The sequence below is a fragment of the Nitrospinota bacterium genome, from assembly GCA_029881495.1.
GTDB lineage: Bacteria > Nitrospinota_A > UBA7883 > JACRGQ01 > JACRGQ01 > JAOUMJ01.
In genome coordinates this window covers 80,360-101,703 of record JAOUMJ010000004.1, presented here as the reverse complement: position 1 = coordinate 101,703, position 21,344 = coordinate 80,360, and the positions used below count along the sequence as shown (strand labels likewise).

General features: G+C 49.2%; 21 protein-coding genes. 15 read left to right on the top strand and 6 right to left on the bottom strand.

Going from position 1 to position 21,344, the window contains the following annotated elements; translation table 11 throughout:
* Window positions 1-27: 27 nt before the first annotated feature.
* The 4 genes from OEY64_02860 to OEY64_02845 form a co-directional block, all read right to left on the bottom strand.
* Complete coding sequence (locus OEY64_02860; GenBank protein ID MDH5541885.1) at window positions 28-822, bottom strand: response regulator; 795 nt, start codon at window positions 820-822, stop codon at window positions 28-30.
* A gap of 167 nt (window positions 823-989) precedes the next feature.
* Window positions 990-1,760 (bottom strand): response regulator, encoded by a 771-nt coding sequence (locus tag OEY64_02855; GenBank protein MDH5541884.1) that lies wholly within the window; start codon window positions 1,758-1,760, stop codon window positions 990-992.
* 98 nt (window positions 1,761-1,858) lie between these two features.
* A complete protein-coding gene (locus OEY64_02850) occupies window positions 1,859-3,868 on the bottom strand; it encodes an LTA synthase family protein (protein MDH5541883.1) in 2,010 nt (669 codons plus the stop codon).
* Between the two features lie 15 nt (window positions 3,869-3,883).
* Window positions 3,884-4,858: a diacylglycerol kinase family protein gene (locus OEY64_02845; protein MDH5541882.1), complete on the bottom strand. Its 975-nt coding sequence runs from the start codon at window positions 4,856-4,858 to the stop codon at window positions 3,884-3,886.
* 82 nt (window positions 4,859-4,940) lie between these two features.
* Between OEY64_02845 and OEY64_02840 the strand changes: the two genes are divergently transcribed.
* The 15 genes from OEY64_02840 to OEY64_02770 all read left to right on the top strand — a co-directional run bounded on the left by OEY64_02840 (window position 4,941) and on the right by OEY64_02770 (window position 19,505).
* The gene (locus OEY64_02840) at window positions 4,941-5,618 is read left to right on the top strand and encodes a protein-L-isoaspartate(D-aspartate) O-methyltransferase (protein MDH5541881.1); all 678 of its coding nucleotides are present in this window, start codon (window positions 4,941-4,943) and stop codon (window positions 5,616-5,618) included.
* Window positions 5,615-6,661 (top strand): phosphoribosylformylglycinamidine cyclo-ligase, encoded by a 1,047-nt coding sequence (gene purM, locus OEY64_02835; protein ID MDH5541880.1) that lies wholly within the window; start codon window positions 5,615-5,617, stop codon window positions 6,659-6,661. The genes OEY64_02840 and purM overlap by 4 nt, the downstream gene beginning before the upstream one ends.
* Before the next feature lie 59 nt (window positions 6,662-6,720).
* Window positions 6,721-7,530, top strand: coding sequence for a 4-hydroxy-tetrahydrodipicolinate reductase (gene dapB / locus OEY64_02830; protein MDH5541879.1), 810 nt, complete (start codon window positions 6,721-6,723; stop codon window positions 7,528-7,530).
* A gap of 30 nt (window positions 7,531-7,560) precedes the next feature.
* Window positions 7,561-8,022: a PTS sugar transporter subunit IIA gene (locus OEY64_02825; protein MDH5541878.1), complete on the top strand. Its 462-nt coding sequence runs from the start codon at window positions 7,561-7,563 to the stop codon at window positions 8,020-8,022.
* Window positions 8,022-8,363: a hypothetical protein gene (locus tag OEY64_02820; protein ID MDH5541877.1), complete on the top strand. Its 342-nt coding sequence runs from the start codon at window positions 8,022-8,024 to the stop codon at window positions 8,361-8,363. Before OEY64_02825 ends, OEY64_02820 begins: the two co-directional genes overlap by 1 nt.
* Before the next feature lie 155 nt (window positions 8,364-8,518).
* Window positions 8,519-9,700 carry a hypothetical protein gene (locus OEY64_02815; GenBank protein ID MDH5541876.1) on the top strand — a complete coding sequence of 394 codons (1,182 nt, stop codon included), beginning with the start codon at window positions 8,519-8,521 and terminating at the stop codon, window positions 9,698-9,700.
* The gene (locus tag OEY64_02810) at window positions 9,697-11,034 is read left to right on the top strand and encodes a cation:proton antiporter (GenBank protein MDH5541875.1); all 1,338 of its coding nucleotides are present in this window, start codon (window positions 9,697-9,699) and stop codon (window positions 11,032-11,034) included. Before OEY64_02815 ends, OEY64_02810 begins: the two co-directional genes overlap by 4 nt.
* 105 nt (window positions 11,035-11,139) lie before the next feature.
* The gene (locus OEY64_02805) at window positions 11,140-11,901 is read left to right on the top strand and encodes a MotA/TolQ/ExbB proton channel family protein (protein MDH5541874.1); all 762 of its coding nucleotides are present in this window, start codon (window positions 11,140-11,142) and stop codon (window positions 11,899-11,901) included.
* The gene (locus tag OEY64_02800) at window positions 11,898-12,608 is read left to right on the top strand and encodes an OmpA family protein (GenBank protein ID MDH5541873.1); all 711 of its coding nucleotides are present in this window, start codon (window positions 11,898-11,900) and stop codon (window positions 12,606-12,608) included. Before OEY64_02805 ends, OEY64_02800 begins: the two co-directional genes overlap by 4 nt.
* On the top strand, window positions 12,608-13,417 hold the full coding sequence (locus OEY64_02795; protein ID MDH5541872.1) for a flagellar motor protein MotB: 810 nt from the start codon (window positions 12,608-12,610) through the stop codon (window positions 13,415-13,417). Before OEY64_02800 ends, OEY64_02795 begins: the two co-directional genes overlap by 1 nt.
* A 17-nt stretch (window positions 13,418-13,434) precedes the next feature.
* Window positions 13,435-13,965 carry a flagellar basal body-associated FliL family protein gene (locus OEY64_02790; GenBank protein MDH5541871.1) on the top strand — a complete coding sequence of 177 codons (531 nt, stop codon included), beginning with the start codon at window positions 13,435-13,437 and terminating at the stop codon, window positions 13,963-13,965.
* A 63-nt stretch (window positions 13,966-14,028) separates the two neighbouring features.
* Window positions 14,029-15,033 carry a flagellar motor switch protein FliM gene (fliM, locus tag OEY64_02785; GenBank protein ID MDH5541870.1) on the top strand — a complete coding sequence of 335 codons (1,005 nt, stop codon included), beginning with the start codon at window positions 14,029-14,031 and terminating at the stop codon, window positions 15,031-15,033.
* 4 nt (window positions 15,034-15,037) lie between these two features.
* Window positions 15,038-15,460, top strand: a complete 423-nt coding sequence (gene fliN, locus OEY64_02780; protein MDH5541869.1) for a flagellar motor switch protein FliN — start codon at window positions 15,038-15,040, stop codon at window positions 15,458-15,460.
* 154 nt (window positions 15,461-15,614) lie between these two features.
* Entirely contained in the window at window positions 15,615-16,742 is a 1,128-nt protein-coding gene (gene rho, locus OEY64_02775; protein MDH5541868.1) for a transcription termination factor Rho, read from the top strand.
* A gap of 318 nt (window positions 16,743-17,060) precedes the next feature.
* Window positions 17,061-19,505, top strand: a complete 2,445-nt coding sequence (locus OEY64_02770; protein MDH5541867.1) for a tetratricopeptide repeat protein — start codon at window positions 17,061-17,063, stop codon at window positions 19,503-19,505.
* 37 nt (window positions 19,506-19,542) lie between these two features.
* On the opposite strand, the gene OEY64_02765 is transcribed toward OEY64_02770, so the two are convergent.
* Both OEY64_02765 and OEY64_02760 read right to left on the bottom strand, forming a co-directional pair.
* Window positions 19,543-20,661, bottom strand: a complete 1,119-nt coding sequence (locus tag OEY64_02765; protein MDH5541866.1) for a 2'-deoxycytidine 5'-triphosphate deaminase — start codon at window positions 20,659-20,661, stop codon at window positions 19,543-19,545.
* A gap of 369 nt (window positions 20,662-21,030) precedes the next feature.
* Window positions 21,031-21,207, bottom strand: coding sequence for a ribbon-helix-helix domain-containing protein (locus tag OEY64_02760; protein MDH5541865.1), 177 nt, complete (start codon window positions 21,205-21,207; stop codon window positions 21,031-21,033).
* Window positions 21,208-21,344: the final 137 nt, after the last annotated feature.

Sequence of the window (21,344 nt, the reverse complement as noted above, 5' to 3'; positions counted from 1 at the left end):
CGAAACTCCCCATGCGCTCCCTCTCCATCAATACTCCCACTTGATATTGGTATTATCGTGGATCATATCTGGCGACGACTCTCTTAGCGCGTCGAGAAGTTTGTTGAGACTTCTCTCCACCGATCCCTCCATTCTGTTCACGCCGAACCAGAGCCCCATACAGCAGTTTTCCGGGCTCGGGTGGAAGGAATCATCCAGCTCAAGCCGAGTGCACATCCCTTCAAGAGGGCTTACCGTGACGGAACGGGCGGTCGGGCGGCTCCACTCGACTATTATTGATATGTCGTAGGTCTTCATGAGCTGAAGAGAAGGATCGTATTTAAGCTGAACCAGCATTCCCATTCTGCTGATATTAAGGATAGTGCATGTATATTTCCTGTCGTCAGCCATCATGACCGCCTGGTGTTTTGGGAGCGAGTAATATCTTTCGGATTCCCTGCGGTTTGAACTGCTCCACGTCCTCCTGATCTTTTCTTCAAGCTCCTTGGCGGAAAACGGCTTTACGACATAATTGGATACGCCGTTCTGGATAGCGGTTATTACATGATCCCTGTCACCGTGAATGGTGGCCATGATGAATGGAAGGTCTTTCCATTTCCGGCTGTTTCGAACCTCATACAGAAACTCCTCACCGTTCATCCCCGGCATCTCCCAGTCGGAAATGATGAATTCGACTTGTTCCTTGTGAAGGATTTCTATCGCATGCTCGCCGTTCTCGGCTTCAAAAATCTTCTGCACCCCCAGCTGCATCTCCAGCACTCTCCTGATAGCCTTCCTGGCCACGGCAGAGTCGTCAACGATCAAAAATTTTACAGTTAACAATCCAAGACATCCTTATTTTGCATAATGCCTGTTATCAATTTGTCTCTGCCGGATCTGAACAAAATCCGGATTGGAGGAGTTCATTGGAAACCCGCATCTCCTGAAGGGAGTCGACAAGACAGCATCTTGGAATCGAGGCATGCCGGGAGCAAGAGGCCTCAAACAGATCAGTTCTTCCCGATGGTCTGCGGCGTGGAATTCTTCAGGTACTGCAACAGGCTTTCCAGCTCTTTCTCCATTTCCGGATTCATCTCATGCTCTCCGAACCAGATTCCCATATGGCAAGTGCTTGATTTCGTCTGGGTATACTCAACGAGCTCCATCCTCGTTGAAGTGCCGAGCAACTTGCTTAAAACATACTTTTTCGGCGGGGATTCCACCTCTACGGAGATATCGAGTCCATAGGTTTGAGCCAATCCAAGCGCTTTTGAATACTCCAGTTCTACCAGCGCCCCCTTCTGGCTGAGGTTGACCAGCTTGCACGGGATATCGGTTCCATCAACAGTAATGAACCCCTTGTGATTCGGTATGGAGTAATACCTTTCGTGCTTCCTCTTCTTCGCGCCGTTCCACGAGCTCCTGACCTTTACTTCAAGATCTTTGGCGGAAAAAGGTTTCACTATGTAATCGGAAACCCCTCTTTTAAGCGAGGATATGACCGATTTCTCATCGTCATGGGAAGTAGCCATAATAAACGGGATATCGGCCCATTTCGGATTTGCCCTCACCTCTGTAAGGAGCTGATCGCCTGTCAATTTCGCCATCTCCCAGCCGGAAATTATGAAATCGATCTCCTGACTTCGCAATATGCCGAGTGCAACCTCGCCGTCAACCGCTTCCAGTACCGACTTTGCGCCGATTTGCGATTCGAGCACGCGGCGGATGGATTTGCGAATAAAAGTCGAGCTGTCTGCGATCAAAAAAACAACGTTTATCAAGATTGAACTCCTTTATTCTGCCGCTGTCACATCCATAAGAAATAGAAGAATATATTACAATAATTCGGCAGGATAGAAAACCTCTGTCCTTTATGCCGCTAGGGAGTTCGACGCTTTGGAGGCGCGACCCTGTTGTCGGCTATCAGGTTGTAGCTCAATCTCAGATACCGCTTCATCCTGTAAAAAAGATCCTCCGCGTCCCTGCTGAGGGCTCCCTCCTCGTCCCGAATGATGTTTACGGTCGGGTCGAACAGGTTATCGTACAATCCTTTCGGATTTTCCAGATCCGAGATAAGCATTTTTCCGTCAGACTCGAAAACAAAAAGGTTTCCTCGTGGCAGAAGCATCTCCCTGTCAGGGGACGAAAAGACCGATTTGCCCCACGAAGTATATGGCTCCGATATTTTGAGCAACTGCATTATCGACGGGATAATGTCGAGCTGGCTCACGGGATCCCAAATTTCACCGGGCGCTACGACGCCGGGCCAGAAAAAGAGTAGCGGAACCCTGTACGATTCGTAAAGAGAACCGGAAGTGGAGGCTCCCTCAGCGTGATCCCCGACGATGATAAAAAGGGTATTTTTATAATACTCCTCCTTCTCCGCTTCCTCGAAAAAACGCCCCAATGCGTAATCGGAATATTTCAGCGAATTGAGAAATTCCGCGAAGGGGGTCGACTCGTCGAATTTTTCAATCCTCCCTTCAGGAAAAGTGTACGGAGAATGCGATGTAAGGGAAAAGACGACGCTGAAAAACGGGGAGTTCTGAGAGGCCATTTTTTTGAATTCCTCGTTCGCCCGGAGAAATGCGTATTCGTCGTATACCCCCCATACTCCATCGGAGTTCTCGGAGGTGAGCTCGAAATCCTTTTTGGATATGTGCGACTTGAATCCAAGCCTCTTTGCCAATCCGTCGAAACCCATGCTTCCAGGGTCTGCTCCGTGAATGAACATCGTATTGTACCCCAGGTCCGAAAATACCTCCCCTGATGGCCTCATCCTGGTCTGGTAAAGAAGCCCCCCTTTCCCCAGCATCATCCCTTTCCATGATGGAAGCGACCCTATCACCGCGGCCAAACCTTCGACAGATCTCTGCGCATTGGCAAAGCAGTTGTAAGAGAGGAAACCGTTTCGCGCGAGCTTGTCGAAATTCGGAAGAGCATCCGCGACATTCAATCCGCCGTCCGGTGCGCCCAGGAGGCGGGAAAATTTAGAGGACCAGCTCTCCATGACGAAGATAACTACGTTGCTTTTCTTCCTCTCCTCAGGGCGGAAGTTGTAGCGCCTGTAAAGAGGGTATTCAGGGTCGGCTGTCTCCCCAGCGTCGAGCATTCCAAGGAAAAACCTCTCGGCTTCATCCTTTGGTATGCTGAGGCCGGATATCGCGTCCAGCGGATCCCTCCCCTTGTAGCTGTTGTAGACGGTGTTAAACGTAGTATAGACTCCGTTGAGGCTTAACAAGCCTAGCTCCACCTTCTCGTTTTGGAACGCGTTCTTTATCCCGAGAGGTTTCATCTGAAAACCGCCCCTTATCAGTATTGTGCTGAAGATTATCAGGATCACATATGCAACCGGCGACGAGAGAATATCGCTCTGGCCGTATATCGACACGGTTTTCTTTCTTTCAGAAATGCAATACATCGCCAAAAAGAGGAATATGATCGCGTAAGCCAGAATGGCAAGGAGCACAACCGCTATCTCGGAACCATACCCCTTTACGGCGATGGCGAATATCGCCCCGATATCACCGCCGAGATTCCCAAACTCGAATGTTATGTGCCGTTGGGTGAAAGAGAAGTAGAGAATATCGCCGTAATTGTAACCAAGCATGAACACTTGCCAAAGCAGGAGAAGATAGATCAACGCTTTCAACAATTTCTTGCGCCCAGAAACTCCAGGGAAAAAAATCGCCAGAATGAACGGGCTCAGCATCGTGGCGGCTGTGGAGAGGTCAAACCTCAAACCGAGAAGAAAAGCGTACGCCAGCTCTGAAAAGCTCGCGCTCGCGAAGACCTCCTCATATCTCGAATAGAAGACCCCCCTCTCCAGAGAGAGCGCAAACGCGAAAAAAAATACGATCGTCCCGTACAGGCCAAACCTGCTGTTCATGTCAAACAACCCCTTCTAGCGGTAGACGTCCCATCGACCCTCCCAGGCAATCTCGAATTCATTCGTGCCTGAAAAAAATTCCGTATACTCCTCCCCGTCCAGCTGAACCGGTACGCGGGGAGCGTCCGGCTCCCTGAAGGAGAATTTCGTCGGGGTCTTAATCGTCGCCGCACCCAGATCGTAAACCATCACTCCGATATGGAACCTGTTAAGGATCAGCTTGATAAAATCAAGCTTGTTGGAAAGAAACACCCTTTCGGGCTTGCCGTCCGAGAAAGAGCTGTCCTCGCTGAAAATGGAACCGCCGGCATACGTCGACAGATTGTTGAAAATAAGATTGATATATTTCTTCCCATGCGGATTCAGAACAAGCCTCTTCTCGTAGGTGACAAACACCAACAATCCTACCAGTACAAAAAGAGCCTTTTTGAACAGAGGAAGCCCCAGCAATACTTTGCCAGCCTGGAATCCTTTAAGCCAGGCGATTGCCTTTACATTCAGATCGACAACAAACGCGTCGAATCCGAAGCCCGCGTAATTCATGAAAAACACCTTTTTGTTTACCGAGAATATGTCTAGCTTCAGGCTGTACCCGCTTGAGATGACCTTCCTCACGAATGACGGAAAATCCATCTTCTCCACCTTCAGGTTTTTGGCAAGGTCGTTGGCGGTTCCCACAGGGTAAACGGAAACTGATTTCCTGTACGAATGTTTCAGCAAACCGTTCATTACGCGGTGAACCGTGCCGTCGCCCCCGCAGATGATCACATGGTCCGATTCGAGAGCCGTCTTCCGGAAAATTTCGTCATCCTGCTCTTCAGTTGTCTTGATTACGGAGAGTATCCTCTCCTTCAACGCCGGGTCTTGTTCCAGTTCGCGGACAAATGCTTCATGGAGCTTTTCCCCGCGCATATTGCCTGAAGCCGGGTTGATAAATACGGTAGTTTTCTTCTTCTCGATATTGTTATCCACGGAGAGAGATTTTACCATTATTGGGGTCTTTATGCTTCACTCTCTCTCAAATCCCTTCTTTTTCTGGATTTATATTTATAGATGGGATTAAATACCCCGGATGGTCTCCATACACAACTTGAAAGCAGAGGACGCCGTTGCCCGCGAGCGCCGGGAAATGGTCGAGAAACAGCTGTTGACGCGCGGCATCAGCGACAAAAAGGTTCTCGACGCAATGGGGAGAGTACCGCGTCATCTCTTCGTAATCGACGAATTCAGGCACAAGGCATATGCCGACTGCCCTTTGCCGATAGGCGAAAAGCAGACAATAAGCCAGCCGTACATGGTGGCGATCATGACGCAACTTCTGGAATTGAAAGGTTCCGAAAAGATCCTTGAAATTGGAACCGGCTCCGGCTACCAGACAGCAATTCTCGGGCTTCTCGCTGAAAAGGTTTATTCAGTCGAGAGAATTCAAAAACTCCAGATAAGGGCGAGGGGTGTTCTTGAGAAACTCGGATACGCGAACATCGGCCTGAAGGTTTTCGACGGCACCCTCGGCTGGAGCGAGTTCGCGCCGTACGACGCCATACTCGTTACCGCCGGCTCCCCCGAAACCCCAAAAGCGCTGCTCGACCAGCTGAGGGTGGGAGGGAGACTTGTTATACCTACAGGAAATGATAAAAAACAGGTGTTAAAAAAAATAATTAAAACTCCAAGCGGATTCCGTGAAAGCTCCTATGATGAATGCACATTCGTAAAACTTATCGGGCTGAATGGCTGGCAGGAAGAGGTATGAAAAATAAAAAAGGGGTAACCTACAAGGATTCGGGCGTCGACATAGACGAGGGGGCTAAAAGCGTCGAACTTATCTCCAAACATGTCAATTCCACACACGACAGGCGCGTGCTCGGCGGGATAGGCGCTTTCGGCGGCCTATTCGATATATCCGACCTTTTGAGAAGCTACAAAAATCCGGTGCTCGTTCAAAGTATCGACGGTGTAGGCACCAAACTGATGGTAGCCACACTCGCAAAAAAACATACGACCGTCGGCATTGATATCGTCAATCATGGCTGTAACGACATCCTGTGCCAGGGCGCAAAGGGTATAACATTTCTCGATTACATAGCGATGTCGAAACTGAGCGCAATCCAGGTAGAGGAGATCATGCGGGGCATGGCCTCCGCTTGCAAAGAGGCGGGAATAGCAATACTCGGCGGCGAAACGGCCGAACTCCCCGGGATGTACCGTGAAAACGAATACGACATTGCCGGGATAATTACTGGGGTGGTGGAAAGGGAGAGAATAGTTAACGGAAGGAGCATCAAACCGGGCGACGTTCTGGTCGGCCTGGCATCAAACGGGCTTCACACGAACGGATATACTCTCGCTAGAAAGGTATTCTTCGATATAGCCGGACTCGGCATCGACGATACGCCGGATCGGTTTGACGCTACCGTCGGAGAGAGCCTCCTTCGTCCGCATACGAACTACGCCCCAGCCGTTCTTGAATTCCTGGAAAACCATACCGTGGAGGGGATGGCTCATATAACAGGGGGCGGGATCGCCGGAAACCTGATACGCATACTACCTGAAAAAACCGAAGCTGTAATTAAACGCGGCTCTTGGCCGTCGCTACCGGTTTTCGACTTTATCCGGGAGAAGGGTGAGGTCCCGCAGGATGACATGGATCGCGCATTCAACAACGGCATAGGGTTTATAATCGTAATGAACAAGGGGAGGGCTGAAAGCGCCATAGAGTTCTTCAACTCAAAGGGGCACCCCGCTTTCCTGATAGGGGATATAGTCGAAGGGGAAAGAGGTGTTCGGTTCCGCTAAGACACCCGGAATGAACATGGTTATATATATAATGGAAATATCAGGATGGAACGGTGGTAATGAATAAATTGAAAATAGGTGTTATGGGATGCGGCGGCAGAATGGGGACGGAGATCTGCCAAATAGTGATGGATACCGAAGGGATGGAACTCGCCGGAGGTACCGAAGCTCCCGGAAGTCCGCTGATAGGAATGCACCTCCATGCATTCGTCGCCGGGAAGACCGGAGGGCCGGATATCAAGGACGACGTCAGCAAGATAGTCGATGAAATAGACGTCATTATCGATTTCACAGTCCCGGGAGCGACAATAAAGAACTTCGACGCGATCGCCAATAAAGGGAAAGCGATAATCATTGGAACGACCGGATTTTCTGATGAACAGTTGTCTCACATTCAGTCGAGAAAGGGGGACGTCCGCTGCGTGATAGCCCCGAACATGAGCGTAGGGGTAAACCTCATGTTCAAGCTGGTAGCCGAAGCGGCAAAGGTTATCGGTAAAAATTACGATATGGAGATCATAGACATACACCACAACAAAAAGGTGGACTCCCCGTCCGGGACGGCCGCAAGGCTTGCAGAAATATGCGCAAGAGAAACAGGGCGCGACATTTCCAAGGTAGGCAACTACGGCAGGCATGGAATTGTCGGCGAACGTAGCAAGGATGAGATAGGGGTTATGAGCTTTCGCGCCGGTGACGTGGTAGGCGAACATACCGTCATGTTTGCCGGGCCCGGCGAAAGAGTCGAGATAACGCACAAGGCGGGAAGCCGTAGCAATTTCGCGCGAGGAGCCGTCAGGGCCGCTCAGTGGATCACAGGGCAAAAGCCCGGCATCTACGATATGCAGGACGTTTTAGGCCTTAGGTAATTTCACAAAGCCAGTTCTGGGAGGAAGAGAATGAGTATTGCCCAATATATCAAACCGGAAAATATCGTAATCTCCAGCAACGCCGGATCAAGGCTTGATATTTTTAATGAACTTGTCTCAAGCCTCGCAACTACCGGTGTTCTTGAGAACAGCGACAAGGATACTCTTGTTCAGAAGCTGGAAGAGAGGGAAGCACTTAGCACTACCGGAGTGGGAGAAGGGATTGCGATACCCCACGCGTCGCTCAGTTCCATAAAGGAAACGGTTATCGCACTCGGCATTTCACAAAAAGGCATAGACTTTTCATCCGTGGACGGCGCCCCTGTCGACGTTATCTTCATGATCATCGGCTCGCAGAATGTCCCGCGCCAGCATATACAGATACTAGCTAAGATCGTCCGCCTCTGTAAAAACAAGGATCTTATGAAAACGATAAGAAGCGGAGCCACCCAAAAGGAAATCCTTGAGGCGATACGCATGGTGGAGACCTGATGGAACTCCTCGTATGCGTTATCAATAAATCCGAACTTCTCGATGAGATCCTTGCGGGGATGCTCGAAGCGGGAATTTCAGGATGTACCGTTATAGACAGCCAGGGAATGGGAAAGATCATCTCCCAGGACATACCTATATTCTCCGGCTTCAAATCCCTTTTTTCCGGCGCGCGCGAATCGAATTTCACGATTTTCTCCGTTGTAAAGGAGGAAGAGGTGATGAACGAAGCTATCACCGTGATAAAAAAGATCTACGGCGAATTCGACGAACCGAATGCCGGGATACTTTTTACCATCCCGGTCTCCCGCGTTGAGGGGCTTACGTCCGCAAAAAGCTAGATATCTTGCGCGCAACTCCTTGCGGAACGCAATATTCAGCATCAATAAATATTATGTCCGACCCTTCAGACTGGATCATGGCCGGATTTCAAATTGGGCTGTTAAAGCGATAACATACGGAATAAATTATTTTCCCAAACGGAGAGTATTAAGGAATGGCAATACTTCTTGGACTGCTGATAATCGCAGCCATAAGTTACCTGGGATCGGTTTACGCCTTTTCCAAGGAGAAACTGCCTGCAATACTTAGATACCTCTTCTTCTCCGGGTTTGAATACATACTCCTTGGGATCGCACTCGGACCGATCGGCCTCGATCTTTTCCCGAAAACAATGACCGCAAGTTTTGCACCGATAATACATCTCGGTCTCGGATGGGTAGGATTATTTCTCGGCCTCCAATTGAGAATATCCGATATCAACCGCCTTCAATCGAACCATCTCGCCATTACATTCCTTCAAGTACTCTTTACCGGAATGCTGGTGGCACTTGCGCTCTGGTTTCCTTTGAAGAGCCTACTCTCCTCCCAGCCCTACCTTCTTCATGTTTCCGTTGCCGCGCTGGCGGCATCCGCTTCCATATCATCGCCAACCATCATGTACCTTATCGGAAAAGAAACCGGCTACAGGGAGAAAATTTTGAAACTTCTCCATGTAATAACAAATCTCGATGGAATAATCGCGGTTGCCGTAATTGGTATCGCGTTCACACTCCTTCGTCCGGTGGCGGGCTATTACGGAAGCCTCCTACTTCTGTTCCAGTCGGTCGGTATCGGAGTTTTTCTTGGATACATATTTACCCAGCTTCCAAGGGAGAAGCTGACTGAAAATGAACTGATAGTGATCTTCCTCGGCTTCCTCCTTTTCAGCAGCGGCGTTGGAGGGATACTTCAGGTATCACCCCTTTTCATAAATCTTGTATGCGGAATGTATCTGGCCAACATGCTTACAAAGGACGACAAGTTTCACGCCGTCATTATTAATGCCGAAAAACCACTTTACATCCTCATGCTGATAATCGCAGGCATTATGTTCTCCTATCCCGGTGGATTCGGCCTCCTCCTTTCCTTCTTGATAATTGTTTTCAGATTCGCCGGAAAGTATCTGTTCATGGCATACGCGGCTCCACGCCTCGATCGCTCCATGACGTTTCCCGCAAATGCCGGGTTCGCCCTCGCATCGCAGGGGGCCATGGCGCTGACTATAGGTTTCGCTTTCCTTACAACCTATCCCGGGAACAACTCCGAGATCCTCTTTTCAGTAATACTCATATGCGTAATGGTAAGCGAAATGATCGCACCCTACCTGATAACAAAGGTCTTTCGGGGGATATCATGATCGTCTGGCTTTTCATTCTCTCCGTTCTTTTCGTGACAATGTCCATACTCCCCTCCCTCCCCGGCGCCCTCCCCGCGCATGAACCTGTGTATACAACCGCTGTGCTCGGATTCCTCCTTCTTGCCTCGCTCTTCATCGGAAAGGCGTCGGGAAGAATGAAACTTCCGATGATCACCGGATACATAATCGGAGGGATGCTGTTCGGCCCATGGGGAATGAAAATCCTTTCTATTGAAGATCTCGACAGGCTTCAGTTCATCAACCACCTCGCCCTCTCCTTTATCGCGCTATCGGCTGGAGCTGAACTCGAATGGGGCAAACTCCAAAACAGGATAATGAAGATCACAGGGCTTACCACTATTTTTGTTATCACGGTCTTTTTTACGGTATTCGCCTCGTTCCTTGTTTTCTTTAAGGCTGGCTTTGGAGGATTGGCTGATCCGCGACACGCGCTATTCGCCGCGATATTTATCGGAATCATCGCGACGGTAAACTCGCCGGATGCGGCCATAGCGGTAATCAACGAAACCGGGGCGAAAGGGACGGTTTCCCAAACCGTCCTGTCGGTTTCCGTGCTAAAAGACGTGCTGGTTATCATGCTTTTCGCCCTTACTGTCTCAATGACGCTCCACTTCTACCAATCGGAGCCCGGCGCAGATACTACTGCATGGTCCATATTTCTGGCAACGGGCAAGACGGTCATTATGTCCGCGGCCCTCGGCGGGGCAATAGCCGGAATCGTCGCCGTTTTTTTCAGCGGATTCGCCAGCAAAAATTTCATCTTCATCTCCGGACTTGCTGTGCTCTGTAGCGAGTTATCCGCCATGCTCGGCCTGAATGAACTTGTGCTTTGCGTGACGGCAGGGTTTGCGCTTCGGAGCCTCCTTGCTTCTGGAAACGAGTTCGTACTCTCCCTCGAAAAAGGTTCAATGCCGGTATTCGTTGTTTTTTTCGCAATGGCAGGGGCATCCATCGACCTGTACGCGCTCCAAACAACTTGGGGAATCGCCCTTTTCTATGTCGTTTTAAGAATGCTGCTTATTTGGGCTACAACCACAGGCGTTGCCTCCCTGATGAAGGAGAAACCTTTGGTCAAAAAACATCTCTGGAGCGGATTCGTCCCGCAAGCAGGGGTTACGCTCGGACTTGTTATGATCCTTGAATCGAATTTCCCGTCTTTCGGGTATACGGTATCAAGTATCATTATCGCTTCGGTAGCCGTTAACCTCCTTGTAGGTCCCGTCCTGTTCAAATACTCTCTCCAAGAGTGTGGAGAAACCGAGAAAAAAGTTTACAATGGTGAAGGAAGCGTTGAAACAGAAAAACAGATATGACAAATCGGCACGGGCAATATAAGTATTCAGCTAAATAGACAAAATTCCGATAAGATTTCCGTGAAGGTATACCTTAATTTGGCTTAGGAGGAGAAAAGCGGTTTCATGGATATAGCAACAATAGCCGGCATTGTCGGGGGGCTAGGCCTGATTGTAGCCGCGATAGGCGGTGCAAATCTCCCCTTCTTTATCAGCATACCTTCGGTCCTTGTCGTTATGGGGGGAACCTTCGCGGCGGTAATGGTTAATTATCCATTTAAGGATATTCTGACTGCTATCGCGGTGGTTAAAAAGACTATATTTGGCTCAACTGAAAATCCCGAAAAAGTTATTCCCCTGCTTGTGGAACTGGGACAAAAAGCGAGGCGCGACGGAATACTGGTACTGCAAAACGAAACCGGCAGAATAGCAAACCCTTTTCTTCAGAAAGGGATACAGCTAGCCATAGACGGCATGGAACCGCAGGTTATAAATGCCATCCTTGAAAACGAGATCGATAACGTGAAAGGGAGGCATAAATCCGGTTATGAAATTATTCTGACTTTCGGTACTTTCGCCCCCGCTTTCGGGATGATCGGCACACTGATCGGCCTGGTTCTTATGCTTCAGCAGATGGACGACCCTTCGAAAATCGGACCTTCAATGTCGATCGCTCTTATCACGACATTCTACGGCGCGGTTCTGGCCAACCTTGTCTTTATTCCTATGGCTGGAAAACTGAAAAAGAAAAGTTCAGACGAAATACTCATACTTGAACTCTCCCTGGAGGGTGTCGTCTCCATTGCCGCGGGGGACAACCCGCGCATACTTGAGCAAAAACTTCACGGCTACCTCATGCCGAAGTTCAGGAAATCATCCTTTAAATGAAAATTCTCTCCAATACCTTCTTCAATCAACGCGGTGATTCAACCACCGTTCTCTTCACCACGCTCAATATGGTGCTGCTCGCTTTTTTCATCGTTCTGAATTCACTGGCGGTAAAGGACGACAACCGCACGCGAAAGGCGCTCGGCTCCCTCCTCGGAACGGTAGGTATCCTCCCCGGCGGACTTTCACCAGGAACCAGCAAGGGGAGCAACACTGTACCCCCCTCGTCGGAGTTATCATCAAGGGAATACAACATCATGGAATTCATTCGCAAACTTGAAAAATTCAGCCTTGAAAAGGATATCGCAGATGAAGTAATCCTGAATCTGGGGAAAGACGGAGTAGTACTTATCCTTTCCGGCGACCTCGCGTTTGACAAAGGGAAGGCGGAGCTCAAGCCGAAGGCCACGGAAATAATAACCAGGATAATCCCGCTACTCGTATCGATAAGCGGTGAAATAAACCTGATAGGGCACGCGTCGCAGGGTGGGCACAAGGGGGGCTATTTCCCAAACGAGGAGATACTCTCCATCGCCAGAGGGGGAAGCGCCGCACAATTCCTTATAAGCACCAAAAGAATAAAAGAGAGAAGGATCTCGGTATCGGGATATGGTTCCAGCCGTCCCATTTTCGGCGGTAATACCGCCACAAGGGAAAAGTTCAAGGACAGGATCGAAATAGTTCTTAAAAAACAGAGGCTGACATAATGGGCGAACAGGAAAAGGGAACCGAACACTCCAAAATCACCGACTGGCAAAGCGGAAAAAAGGATGAAGAAACAGAAGAAGCAGGACCTGACAAGGATGCGTGGATGGTCACCTTCTCCGATCTCCTTCAGCTTCTTATCACCTTTTTCGTTCTGCTCATTTCAATGTCATCAATGGACGACAAGGTGATAAAGGAGATGTTTAATGTTTTCTCCGGCGCGGCTGGCGCACTGAACCTTACGCAAAGCTCCCGCTCCTCCGCTATGGATGTCGTCCCGAACTTCAAGCCCGATTCACTAGGCTGGGACGAATTGAAAGAGGTGATCACCTACGACCAGGAGATAGCCGAATCCCGCAAACTTCTCGAAAAAGAGGCTCAGACGCTTTTAATCACTATAGAGCGGAGCGGCGTCGAGGTGATCAAGCGAGGCGAAGATGTGGCACTATCGATCCCGGATGACGCGATGTTCGACAAGGGGAGCGTCGAAATAAAAAAATCGCTTGAACCGATTCTAAACAGGATCGCCGGCATTCTCTCCATCTCGAAAAACAACATAAGTATTGAGGGACACACGGACGATATTCCGGCAAAGGGGAAAAATTTCCCTTCCAACTGGGAAATTTCCTCCGCCAGGGCCCTCTCCGTATATAACTACTTTATGTCGACCGGCTTAATAGATACTATGAGGATGGAGGCGAAGGGCTACTCTTCAAACAAGCCTCGCGTTAAGAACATTAGCGATAAATACAGGAAATACAACAGACGGGTTGAAATTGTGATAAAACAATTCGAAAAGGATTCTTTTTAAGTTTAGGAGGTTGCCTGATGGCTATTGAAGAAGATATGGATGAAGAGTCTGGTGGAGAAAAACCGGCTAAAGGTAAAAGCAAGGTACTGCTTATTGTCATAATCGTTCTCCTTCTGACACTTCTCGGCGTAGGCGGATTCCTGATCTATTCCAACTTCATTAAAAAGGACGCGGCTGTGCAGGAAGGGGCCGGAGGCCAGTCAAAGCAGGCGGTCGAAGCCCAGGAGCAGTACGACCCCCTTAAACTAGGCGAGATGGTCGCTTTCGAGCCTTTCATCGTCAACCTTTCAGGGGATGAGGGGAAGCGCTTCCTGAAGGTAACCATGCAGGTTGAGCTTAACAATCCGAAGGTGGCCGAGGAGTTGGCAAACCGGATGCCTCAGGTGAAAGATATGGTAATAACGGTACTCTCTTCCAAGACAGTCGATGAAATATTGACCGTGGAAGGGAAATTCAAGCTCAAAGAGCAGATTCTAACAAGAATAAATTCAAGGATTAAAACCGGAGTCGTAAAAAACGTATATTTTGTTGAATTTGTTATTCAATAGCTTCAAACTTGGGGGTAAGATAACCCCGGTAAAGCTGGAAGTGGAATTGGGAGCCAAAAAAATATGAGTCAGGTACTTTCTCAGGACGAAGTTGACGCCCTATTACGAGGCGTAAGCGACGGAGAGATAGAGACCGAAGCCGATGACCTCGGCGACGATTCGGGCGTGGTTCCCTACGACCTTACCAGCCAGGAGAGGATCATCAGGGGAAGGATGCCGACTCTCGACATCATCAACCAGAGATTCTCGCGTATCTTCAGAAACTCCCTCTCGGCGGCCCTCAGGAAAGTTCTCGACGTAAGCGCGGTCTCAACCGATACGGTGAAATTCGGCGAATTCATAAAATCCCTGCCGGTGCCGGCATCCCTTCACATCTTCCGAATAAATCCCCTCAGAGGATTCGCACTTCTGGTAGTCGAATCGAAAATGGCGTTCGCGCTTGTAGATTCATTCTTCGGCGGCTCGGGAGAAGCGAAGATGAAGATAGAGGGGCGCGACTTCACCGCCATCGAGCAGAGAGTAATAAAAAAGGTCGTTCTCATGATGCTGAGAGACACCCAGAAAGCATGGCAACCCGTTCACCCATGCCAGATGCAGTTTGTACGCTCGGAGGTGAATCCGCAGTTCGCCGCCATCGTCCCCCCCACGGACGTTGTTGTGGTTGTCCTTTACGAAGTGGAGATGGATCAGTTTGCCGGTACGTTGACGATATGTCTTCCATACTCGACCATCGAACCTATCATCGGAAAACTCAAAGCAGGTTTCCAGAGCGATCAGCTGGAAGTCGACCTTACATGGGTAACAAGGCTCAGCGACAGGCTCGCGCAGGCCGAGGTAGATATCAAGGTGGAACTGGGAGAAGCAACAATGTCGACAAGGGACTTCATAAATCTCAAAGAGGGGTCGATAATACAGCTGGAACGGGATATTACCGACGAACTCCCCATCTATGTGAGCGAAGTAGAAAAATTCCGGGGATATCCGGGTGTTGTAAGGGGGAACAAGGCTATCAGGATATCAAGCATTGTTCCTAGACATGGAATAGAGAAAGAAAGTAAAATCGGGTAGAAATATGGTTGATGATAATTTGGAATCTGATGACGACCTTTGGGGAGCCGCGGCTGACGACCTTGAAAAACAGCGCGAGATGCTCCGCGAAGAGGTCGAAAGCAATCCTGAAGGATTGACCAGCGGCGGCGGGGCCCTTGCCACGGGACAGCCATCCTCCCGGGACGATGTCAAGTACGCACGCGTGCTTGATATTCCGCTTACCCTTTCGGTTGAGATGGGGAAGGCGAAAATGCTGATCAACGACCTTCTTCAGCTGGGACAGGGATCGGTCATCGAACTTACCAAACTTGTCGGCGAACCTCTTGACGTACTCGTTAACGACAAGCTTGTCGCAAAGGGAGAGGTTGTAGTTGTTAATGAAAAATTTGGGGTACGCCTGACAGAGGTTATCACCCCTCAGGAAAGAATAGAAAACCTGGGATAAATCCTGTATAGTCATTATTAGAACTCCAACTAGGGGACCATACGACTTTTCTAGTTCGAATTTTTTGATATCCGCCTACCGCATTTGAACTTTGCGGCTCGGCTGTTTATTCCACGTTTTGGAATGCAACCAAAAAACTTATAAAGGTATAGAAATGGGAGAATCCGTAACAGGCATTCTTGAAATCGTTCCGAAAGGATTCGGTTTTTTAAGATCAGTAACCAACGACATAGGGATCGCGCCGACCGATCCATACCTGTCGCCAAAACTCATTCAGACCAACTGGCTTAAAACAGGCATGGAAGTCACCGGAACCGGGAAGGCGCTGAAAAACCAGCCGAACATCTCCCTTGAATCGATAGAATCGATAAACGGAAGAAGCCCGGACGAAATAAAAAAACGGGTGCCGTTTCCCAAACTGACAGCCATCGATCCGAATGAACAGCTTATTCTTGAAACCGATCAGAATACTGTCTCCACAAGGATTATCGACCTGCTGATACCTATCGGAAAGGGGCAACGCTTCCTGATAGTCTCTCCGCCGAAAGCCGGTAAAACCACCATAATGGAAGAAATGGCCATGGGGATGAAGAAAAATTATCCGGATATGGCTCAGATAATCTATCTCGCCGACGAAAGGCCGGAAGAGTCTACGCACTTCAAGCGTCTCATTGGCGGCGAGGTGATCGCGACCGATTTCGATAAACCAAACAAGGAGCATATCCGCGTAGCACACCTCATATTCGAAAGGGTTAAGAGCCTCGTTGAGTCGGGAAGGGACGTAGTGCTGATGATCGATTCCCTCACGAGACTCGGTAGGGCGTTCAACAGAGATATGGATAACCGCGGAAAGACCATGACCGGAGGTCTATCAACCGGGGCGCTTGATTTCCCGAGAAAAATTTTCGGCTCCGCGCGGAATGTCGACGGCGGGGGGAGCCTGACCATTATCGCCTCCATCCTGGTCGATACCGGTAGCAAAATGGACGAACTGATCTTCCAGGAATTCAAAGGGACCGGAAACTCCGAGCTCGTCCTTGAGCGAAGCCTGGCCGACCTCAGAATTTTTCCGGCGATGAACTTTCAAAAATCGGGAACAAGAAAAGAGGAAAAACTCCTCGACCCCGAAATCCTCGCAAAGGCGACGCTTCTGCGCAGGGCAATGCTCGACGACAGGCGGGGAGAAAAATACAAAATGTTCCTTGATAAATTCAAAGAGTCGGCCAGCAACCGGGAATTCCTTGAAACGATCCCTCTTCCAACAGCAGCAAAGAGGCGGTAACCCGCCTCAGGTTGCCGTTACAGGTATTTATCAGACGAAATCCGTCCCTTTTTCCGTAGAGATCATGATAAAAGGATAATTCCGCCCCACACCCGGCAAATTTTGCCGGTTTCAAAACAAAATACAGATATCCAGACCAGGTTTTTCCCAAATACCCGCCAATTATTCAGGACTTAAAGCCTTTGATTCGTTGGCACTTATATTGCTCACATATTAGTCAGACACGAAAGTGGCAATATAAAAGGTATCGGGCTATCCGGGTTGCATTTTGGCCCGCATCTTGCTACCTATGGTGTGAGAGTGAAAGGATTATTTTATATGAGAAAATTTATTGCAGTAAAAGTATCGGTTCTGATGCTTGTCTTTGCGGGAATATCCGAGGCCTCCTTTACCAAGATAAATAAGATCGCGCTGGTCGAGGGGGAGCAGTTCTCCTCCGTGGTAATTTCATTTGACGAACCGGCAATGGAGTATTCCATTGACCCTAACCTGGAAGACAAGGTTATCACCATAGTCACTCCACAAAGCGGGATAGGAGCCCAGCTTGACGCTGATAAGCTTGCCGATAAAAGGGTTGAGAAGATAACGGTGATGCTTACCGACAACGCCGAAACGATCACCAATATATACCTGAAGGATTTTAAAACATCCGTATACCACTCCCTTTCAACGGATAAAAAAGATCTGACCATTAGACTGAAAAACAGGGCAGGACTCCTTGCTGTGGATAAAAACAGCAAAGGGAAAGAGAAGAGAGCTGAATTGAAAAAAAAGGAAAAGGAGCTTCTCGCAAAGGTTGAGGATATCCAGAAATTCGGCGGAAAGGACCTCTATACCGAGGGTATGATGGCGTTCCAGAAAAACAAATTCGATGACGCCGAAATCAAACTTACCGAATTCATTCGGCAGTATCCCGACAGCAAATACCAGGAAAAAGCGATGTTCATGCTTGCCGAAACGGTCTACCGCATAGCAAAGAAAAAGAATGAAAGGATCCCTGAAGCGATAAATGCGTTCAGGCTTGTCGCCGCCTCATTCCCCAGCTCTATGGCGGCGAACAGGGCGAAAATGAGGATCGCGAACCTCTATATAGATCAGGGGCTCGACGTTGAAGCTCTCGCCATATATAAAAGCATTATCGAATCGGAGCCTGAAGGGAAATTCACCGTCAGTGCGCTCACCGGCAGGGCAAACATATACCTGAAGAATGGAGATTACGCTCTCGCATACAACGAGCTTGAAAAGATACTTCTCCTCTACCCCGAAGCAAAGGAAGTGCGTGAGGCAAGGTTCAAGATCGCAGAGGCGTTCTATTTCAAAAAACGGTACAAGACCGCCCTTAAAATGTTCGAAGATTCGAACCTTAAGTGGCCCTCATTCGTTATGTCGAACCCCGACACACTTTTCAGATTTGCCGACACCTATTACCAGCTAAACAAGTTCGACGAGGCTATGGATCTATACGTAAAGCTGATAAACCTTTTCCCCAACGGCGACGAGGGGAGAGCCTCCGTGAACAGGCTCGCCGACATTTATGTTTCGAAAAACCAGCCGATGGAAGCGATGAGAATTCTAGGGATTCAGGCAAGGAAAATACCGGAACTCCCGCACGGCCTCGACTCCAGGCTGAGGCTTGCCGCCCTCGGTCACGCGCCGAAAAAACTTATCGAACCAAAGGACGCGCTCATATACGACTATCCCGATTACTTCGAACCCTACAATACATACAACCACATAATCAAAAAACATCCGAACACGCCGCAGTCAAGAAACGCGCTGTTCCAGAAAGCTAAACTCCTCAACCAGGAGAAGAGATACATTGAATCGATACTTGCATTGAAAAAGATGATGGTGGACTTCCCCGACTCGCAGATGGAGGAACCTGTTGTGAAACTCGTCAAGAACGACCTCTACGAGCTTATTCACGGACTGCATGAGCAGGAAGGGTTCTACACCATACTCGCGACATATTACGACAACTTTGATCCGTTCCTCACGGATATCAAGGACGCCAATGTAATGGTGAAGGTTGCCGATGCCTACTCCGAAATGGGATTGAACGACAAGGCGCTCGCGCGTTTTGAAGAGGCCGAAAGGCTCGACAGGCAGGGATTCCTCAAGGAGAGGATACGGCTTGGAAAGGGAACGACACTTGCCCTCCTTAAGAGATACGACGAAGCGGAAGAGACGCTCCTCCCATTTGCGGACCTGCTTGACAGCTCAATCCACGCCCCGGAGGCTGTCCATACACTCGGGGATATCTACCTGATTCAGAAGAAGAACAGCGAGGCGATGACGACATATGTGCGGGCGATCTCCCTTGACCAGGATTTCGAAAGGGTTTCAAAGACCGCCTACTATCTCGGTCTGATGCACAAGGCGCGGCATGAATACAAGAACGCGATCACCTACTTCGAAATGGCGGTCGACAAACAGGAAAAGATGCCTGGCCAGGCTGACCAATGGTTCGTGGTCGAGAGCCGCTACCAGCTCATAGAATCAGCCTATCTCTCGCGCGATTTCGACGCCGTGCAGAAATATTCCACAGCTGTCCTAAACCTCTACCCGGACGACAAGCAGAACAGCTGGGTACGGTATGTGAGGAGCGACAGCCAGCTGAAGCTGAGCCAGGATGAAAACGCAACCGCGGAACTACAGGATCTGGTAAAAGGGGAGCCGCTCTCCGTATACGGCAGAGTGGCAAGCGCAACGCTGGAGAATATCGAATGGAAACTGAAACACAAGGAGCTCTTCGCGAACTAAGACTAAAAACCCTCCCGAATCGGCAGAAGATTCCGCCCTATTCGCTTTCCATTACAAAATGTTTGCTGAGCCGTAATCCCTGATTGAAATAGTTCGAACCAAGTTTCTCGCCATAGGCGACGTTAGGCGTTTCCAGCATCCTCTCGTAACGGAGCTTGAAAAATATCTGCCCGTCCTCAATGCGGAACGGCACATCGTGAGGCCTCACTTCGAGAACCGCCTTCGTCCCCTCAACGCTCCCCCCGCCGAATCCCGAATCGAAAAATCCGGCGTAATGTGTCCTTAACTCCCCCGATCCGGCGTCGTACTCCGCCATCTCCGCGGCGCAGTCAACCGGTACCCTCACCCGCTCCTTCGACGCGAATATGTAAAACTCCTCCGGTTCAAGTATCAGAAAATTCTCCTCCGGCGAAGTTATAGGATCCCAGAAATCACGGACCCTGTACCCCCCCACGTTGGAAAGATCTATTACCGTGCTGTTCTTCTTCGCCATATAGCCGATCACGCCGCCGTTCCCCTCCTTTACGACCTCAATGCTCACAAAGAGGCCGTCGTTGAGCACCGGCACTATGCTCTCCCTCGAATAGCAGTAGAGAAGAGGACTCTCCTCATGTATCTTGGCGATTTCAATATCGGAAAGGGATGAATCACCCCTGAATAACCGCAACTGGTTCAGGCATAATCCTGTCTTGAGCTTGATAGTGAATGAGCGGGGGACCACCTCCAGGTAAAGTTTGCCCCGGTATCCCGCCGCGACATCCTCGAACCTGTGGGAATTGTCGGTAATTACCCTTGTGAATATGTCGAGCCTGCCGGTCGACGATTTCGGATTCGCCCTCGCGTAAACATCTTCCGGGAGGTTCAGCTCCTCAAGAAGCGGGATTAGATAGACATTGCCCTTTTCGAGTATCGCCCCCTTTTTGAGATCTATCTCGTACATCTCAAGCTCCCCCAGTATCTCTTCGACCTTCCGTTTCTGAGGGAGGAAGGAACTCCTGATACGGTAAGCCTTCTCCCCAAGGCGGAGATCAATGCTCGACGGCTGGTACTGGTCGCTCCTTATCGGTTCGCGCGCCTGAATAAAACCTTTCTGGACCGCGTGTTTTATAAGCTGTATTGGAAAAACACCCTTCCCCGTCTTGCGCATACCTTCCATATCGGGGTAGATATTACCCCTTTTTGATCGAATAGGGAACGTCTAACAGACGTGGAGATGACAATTTCCTATATATTGCTGGATTGAACTGGTGAATTTGGTAAAAAAAAAGCCGGGAGGCTTTCCTTGGCTCGCCTCCCGGCTCAAAAGAACAGCTATGCTCTCTTAAGGTCCGCCATATGTTGCGTGCCGCAACAAAGGCCGACTTCATGATTTTCCTATTTTTTTATTTCTTCTTTTTTGATTTCTTCTTCGCTACTTTTTTCTTAGCTGCTTTTTTCTTTGTGGCCTTTTTCTTAGCTTTTTTCTTAGTTGCCATTTTGCTACCCTCCTTTCTTAATTTAGTTTTCTGTTCCTGAAACAGAATCCCTATTTAATCCCAATGTCGAGTTGCTTGTTCTCGTATTTCTTCAACAGCTCCTCAATAGCCGTTCGAAAGAGCACAGCCTTGGTCACCTGCAACTCCTTGGCGATCTTGTTGAGCATTTCAACCTGGTCCTCGTATAAATGGGTAGTAACCGGAACCTTTTTCTTCGAGCCAGCCATCAACTTACCCCCATTTATTTATTAATTTAAAATAGTTCATTGTCAAATAGCTACTATTCCAATTAATTCTATGACTAATATTTGCACATATTTACCAGGTTGTCAACCCCCTGCAAAGAAAAAAATAAAAAAATATC

Bases quoted from the DNA above. Each gene is read 5' to 3' on its own strand.
- OEY64_02795 (MDH5541872.1), top strand. From the start codon at position 12,608: ATGGGCGAACAGGAAAAGGGAACCGAACACTCCAAAATCACCGACTGG.
- fliN (MDH5541869.1), top strand. From the start codon at position 15,038: ATGGTTGATGATAATTTGGAATCTGATGACGACCTTTGGGGAGCCGCG.
- OEY64_02845 (MDH5541882.1), bottom strand. From the start codon at position 4,858: ATGGTAAAATCTCTCTCCGTGGATAACAATATCGAGAAGAAGAAAACT.
- rho (MDH5541868.1), top strand. From the start codon at position 15,615: ATGGGAGAATCCGTAACAGGCATTCTTGAAATCGTTCCGAAAGGATTC.
- OEY64_02770 (MDH5541867.1), top strand. From the start codon at position 17,061: ATGAGAAAATTTATTGCAGTAAAAGTATCGGTTCTGATGCTTGTCTTT.
- OEY64_02820 (MDH5541877.1), top strand. From the start codon at position 8,022: ATGGAACTCCTCGTATGCGTTATCAATAAATCCGAACTTCTCGATGAG.
- purM (MDH5541880.1), top strand. From the start codon at position 5,615: ATGAAAAATAAAAAAGGGGTAACCTACAAGGATTCGGGCGTCGACATA.
- OEY64_02765 (MDH5541866.1), bottom strand. From the start codon at position 20,661: ATGGAAGGTATGCGCAAGACGGGGAAGGGTGTTTTTCCAATACAGCTT.
- fliM (MDH5541870.1), top strand. From the start codon at position 14,029: ATGAGTCAGGTACTTTCTCAGGACGAAGTTGACGCCCTATTACGAGGC.
- OEY64_02790 (MDH5541871.1), top strand. From the start codon at position 13,435: ATGGCTATTGAAGAAGATATGGATGAAGAGTCTGGTGGAGAAAAACCG.
- OEY64_02840 (MDH5541881.1), top strand. From the start codon at position 4,941: ATGGTCTCCATACACAACTTGAAAGCAGAGGACGCCGTTGCCCGCGAG.
- OEY64_02810 (MDH5541875.1), top strand. From the start codon at position 9,697: ATGATCGTCTGGCTTTTCATTCTCTCCGTTCTTTTCGTGACAATGTCC.
- OEY64_02850 (MDH5541883.1), bottom strand. From the start codon at position 3,868: ATGAACAGCAGGTTTGGCCTGTACGGGACGATCGTATTTTTTTTCGCG.
- OEY64_02760 (MDH5541865.1), bottom strand. From the start codon at position 21,207: ATGGCTGGCTCGAAGAAAAAGGTTCCGGTTACTACCCATTTATACGAG.
- OEY64_02815 (MDH5541876.1), top strand. From the start codon at position 8,519: ATGGCAATACTTCTTGGACTGCTGATAATCGCAGCCATAAGTTACCTG.
- dapB (MDH5541879.1), top strand. From the start codon at position 6,721: ATGAATAAATTGAAAATAGGTGTTATGGGATGCGGCGGCAGAATGGGG.
- OEY64_02805 (MDH5541874.1), top strand. From the start codon at position 11,140: ATGGATATAGCAACAATAGCCGGCATTGTCGGGGGGCTAGGCCTGATT.
- OEY64_02800 (MDH5541873.1), top strand. From the start codon at position 11,898: ATGAAAATTCTCTCCAATACCTTCTTCAATCAACGCGGTGATTCAACC.
- OEY64_02825 (MDH5541878.1), top strand. From the start codon at position 7,561: ATGAGTATTGCCCAATATATCAAACCGGAAAATATCGTAATCTCCAGC.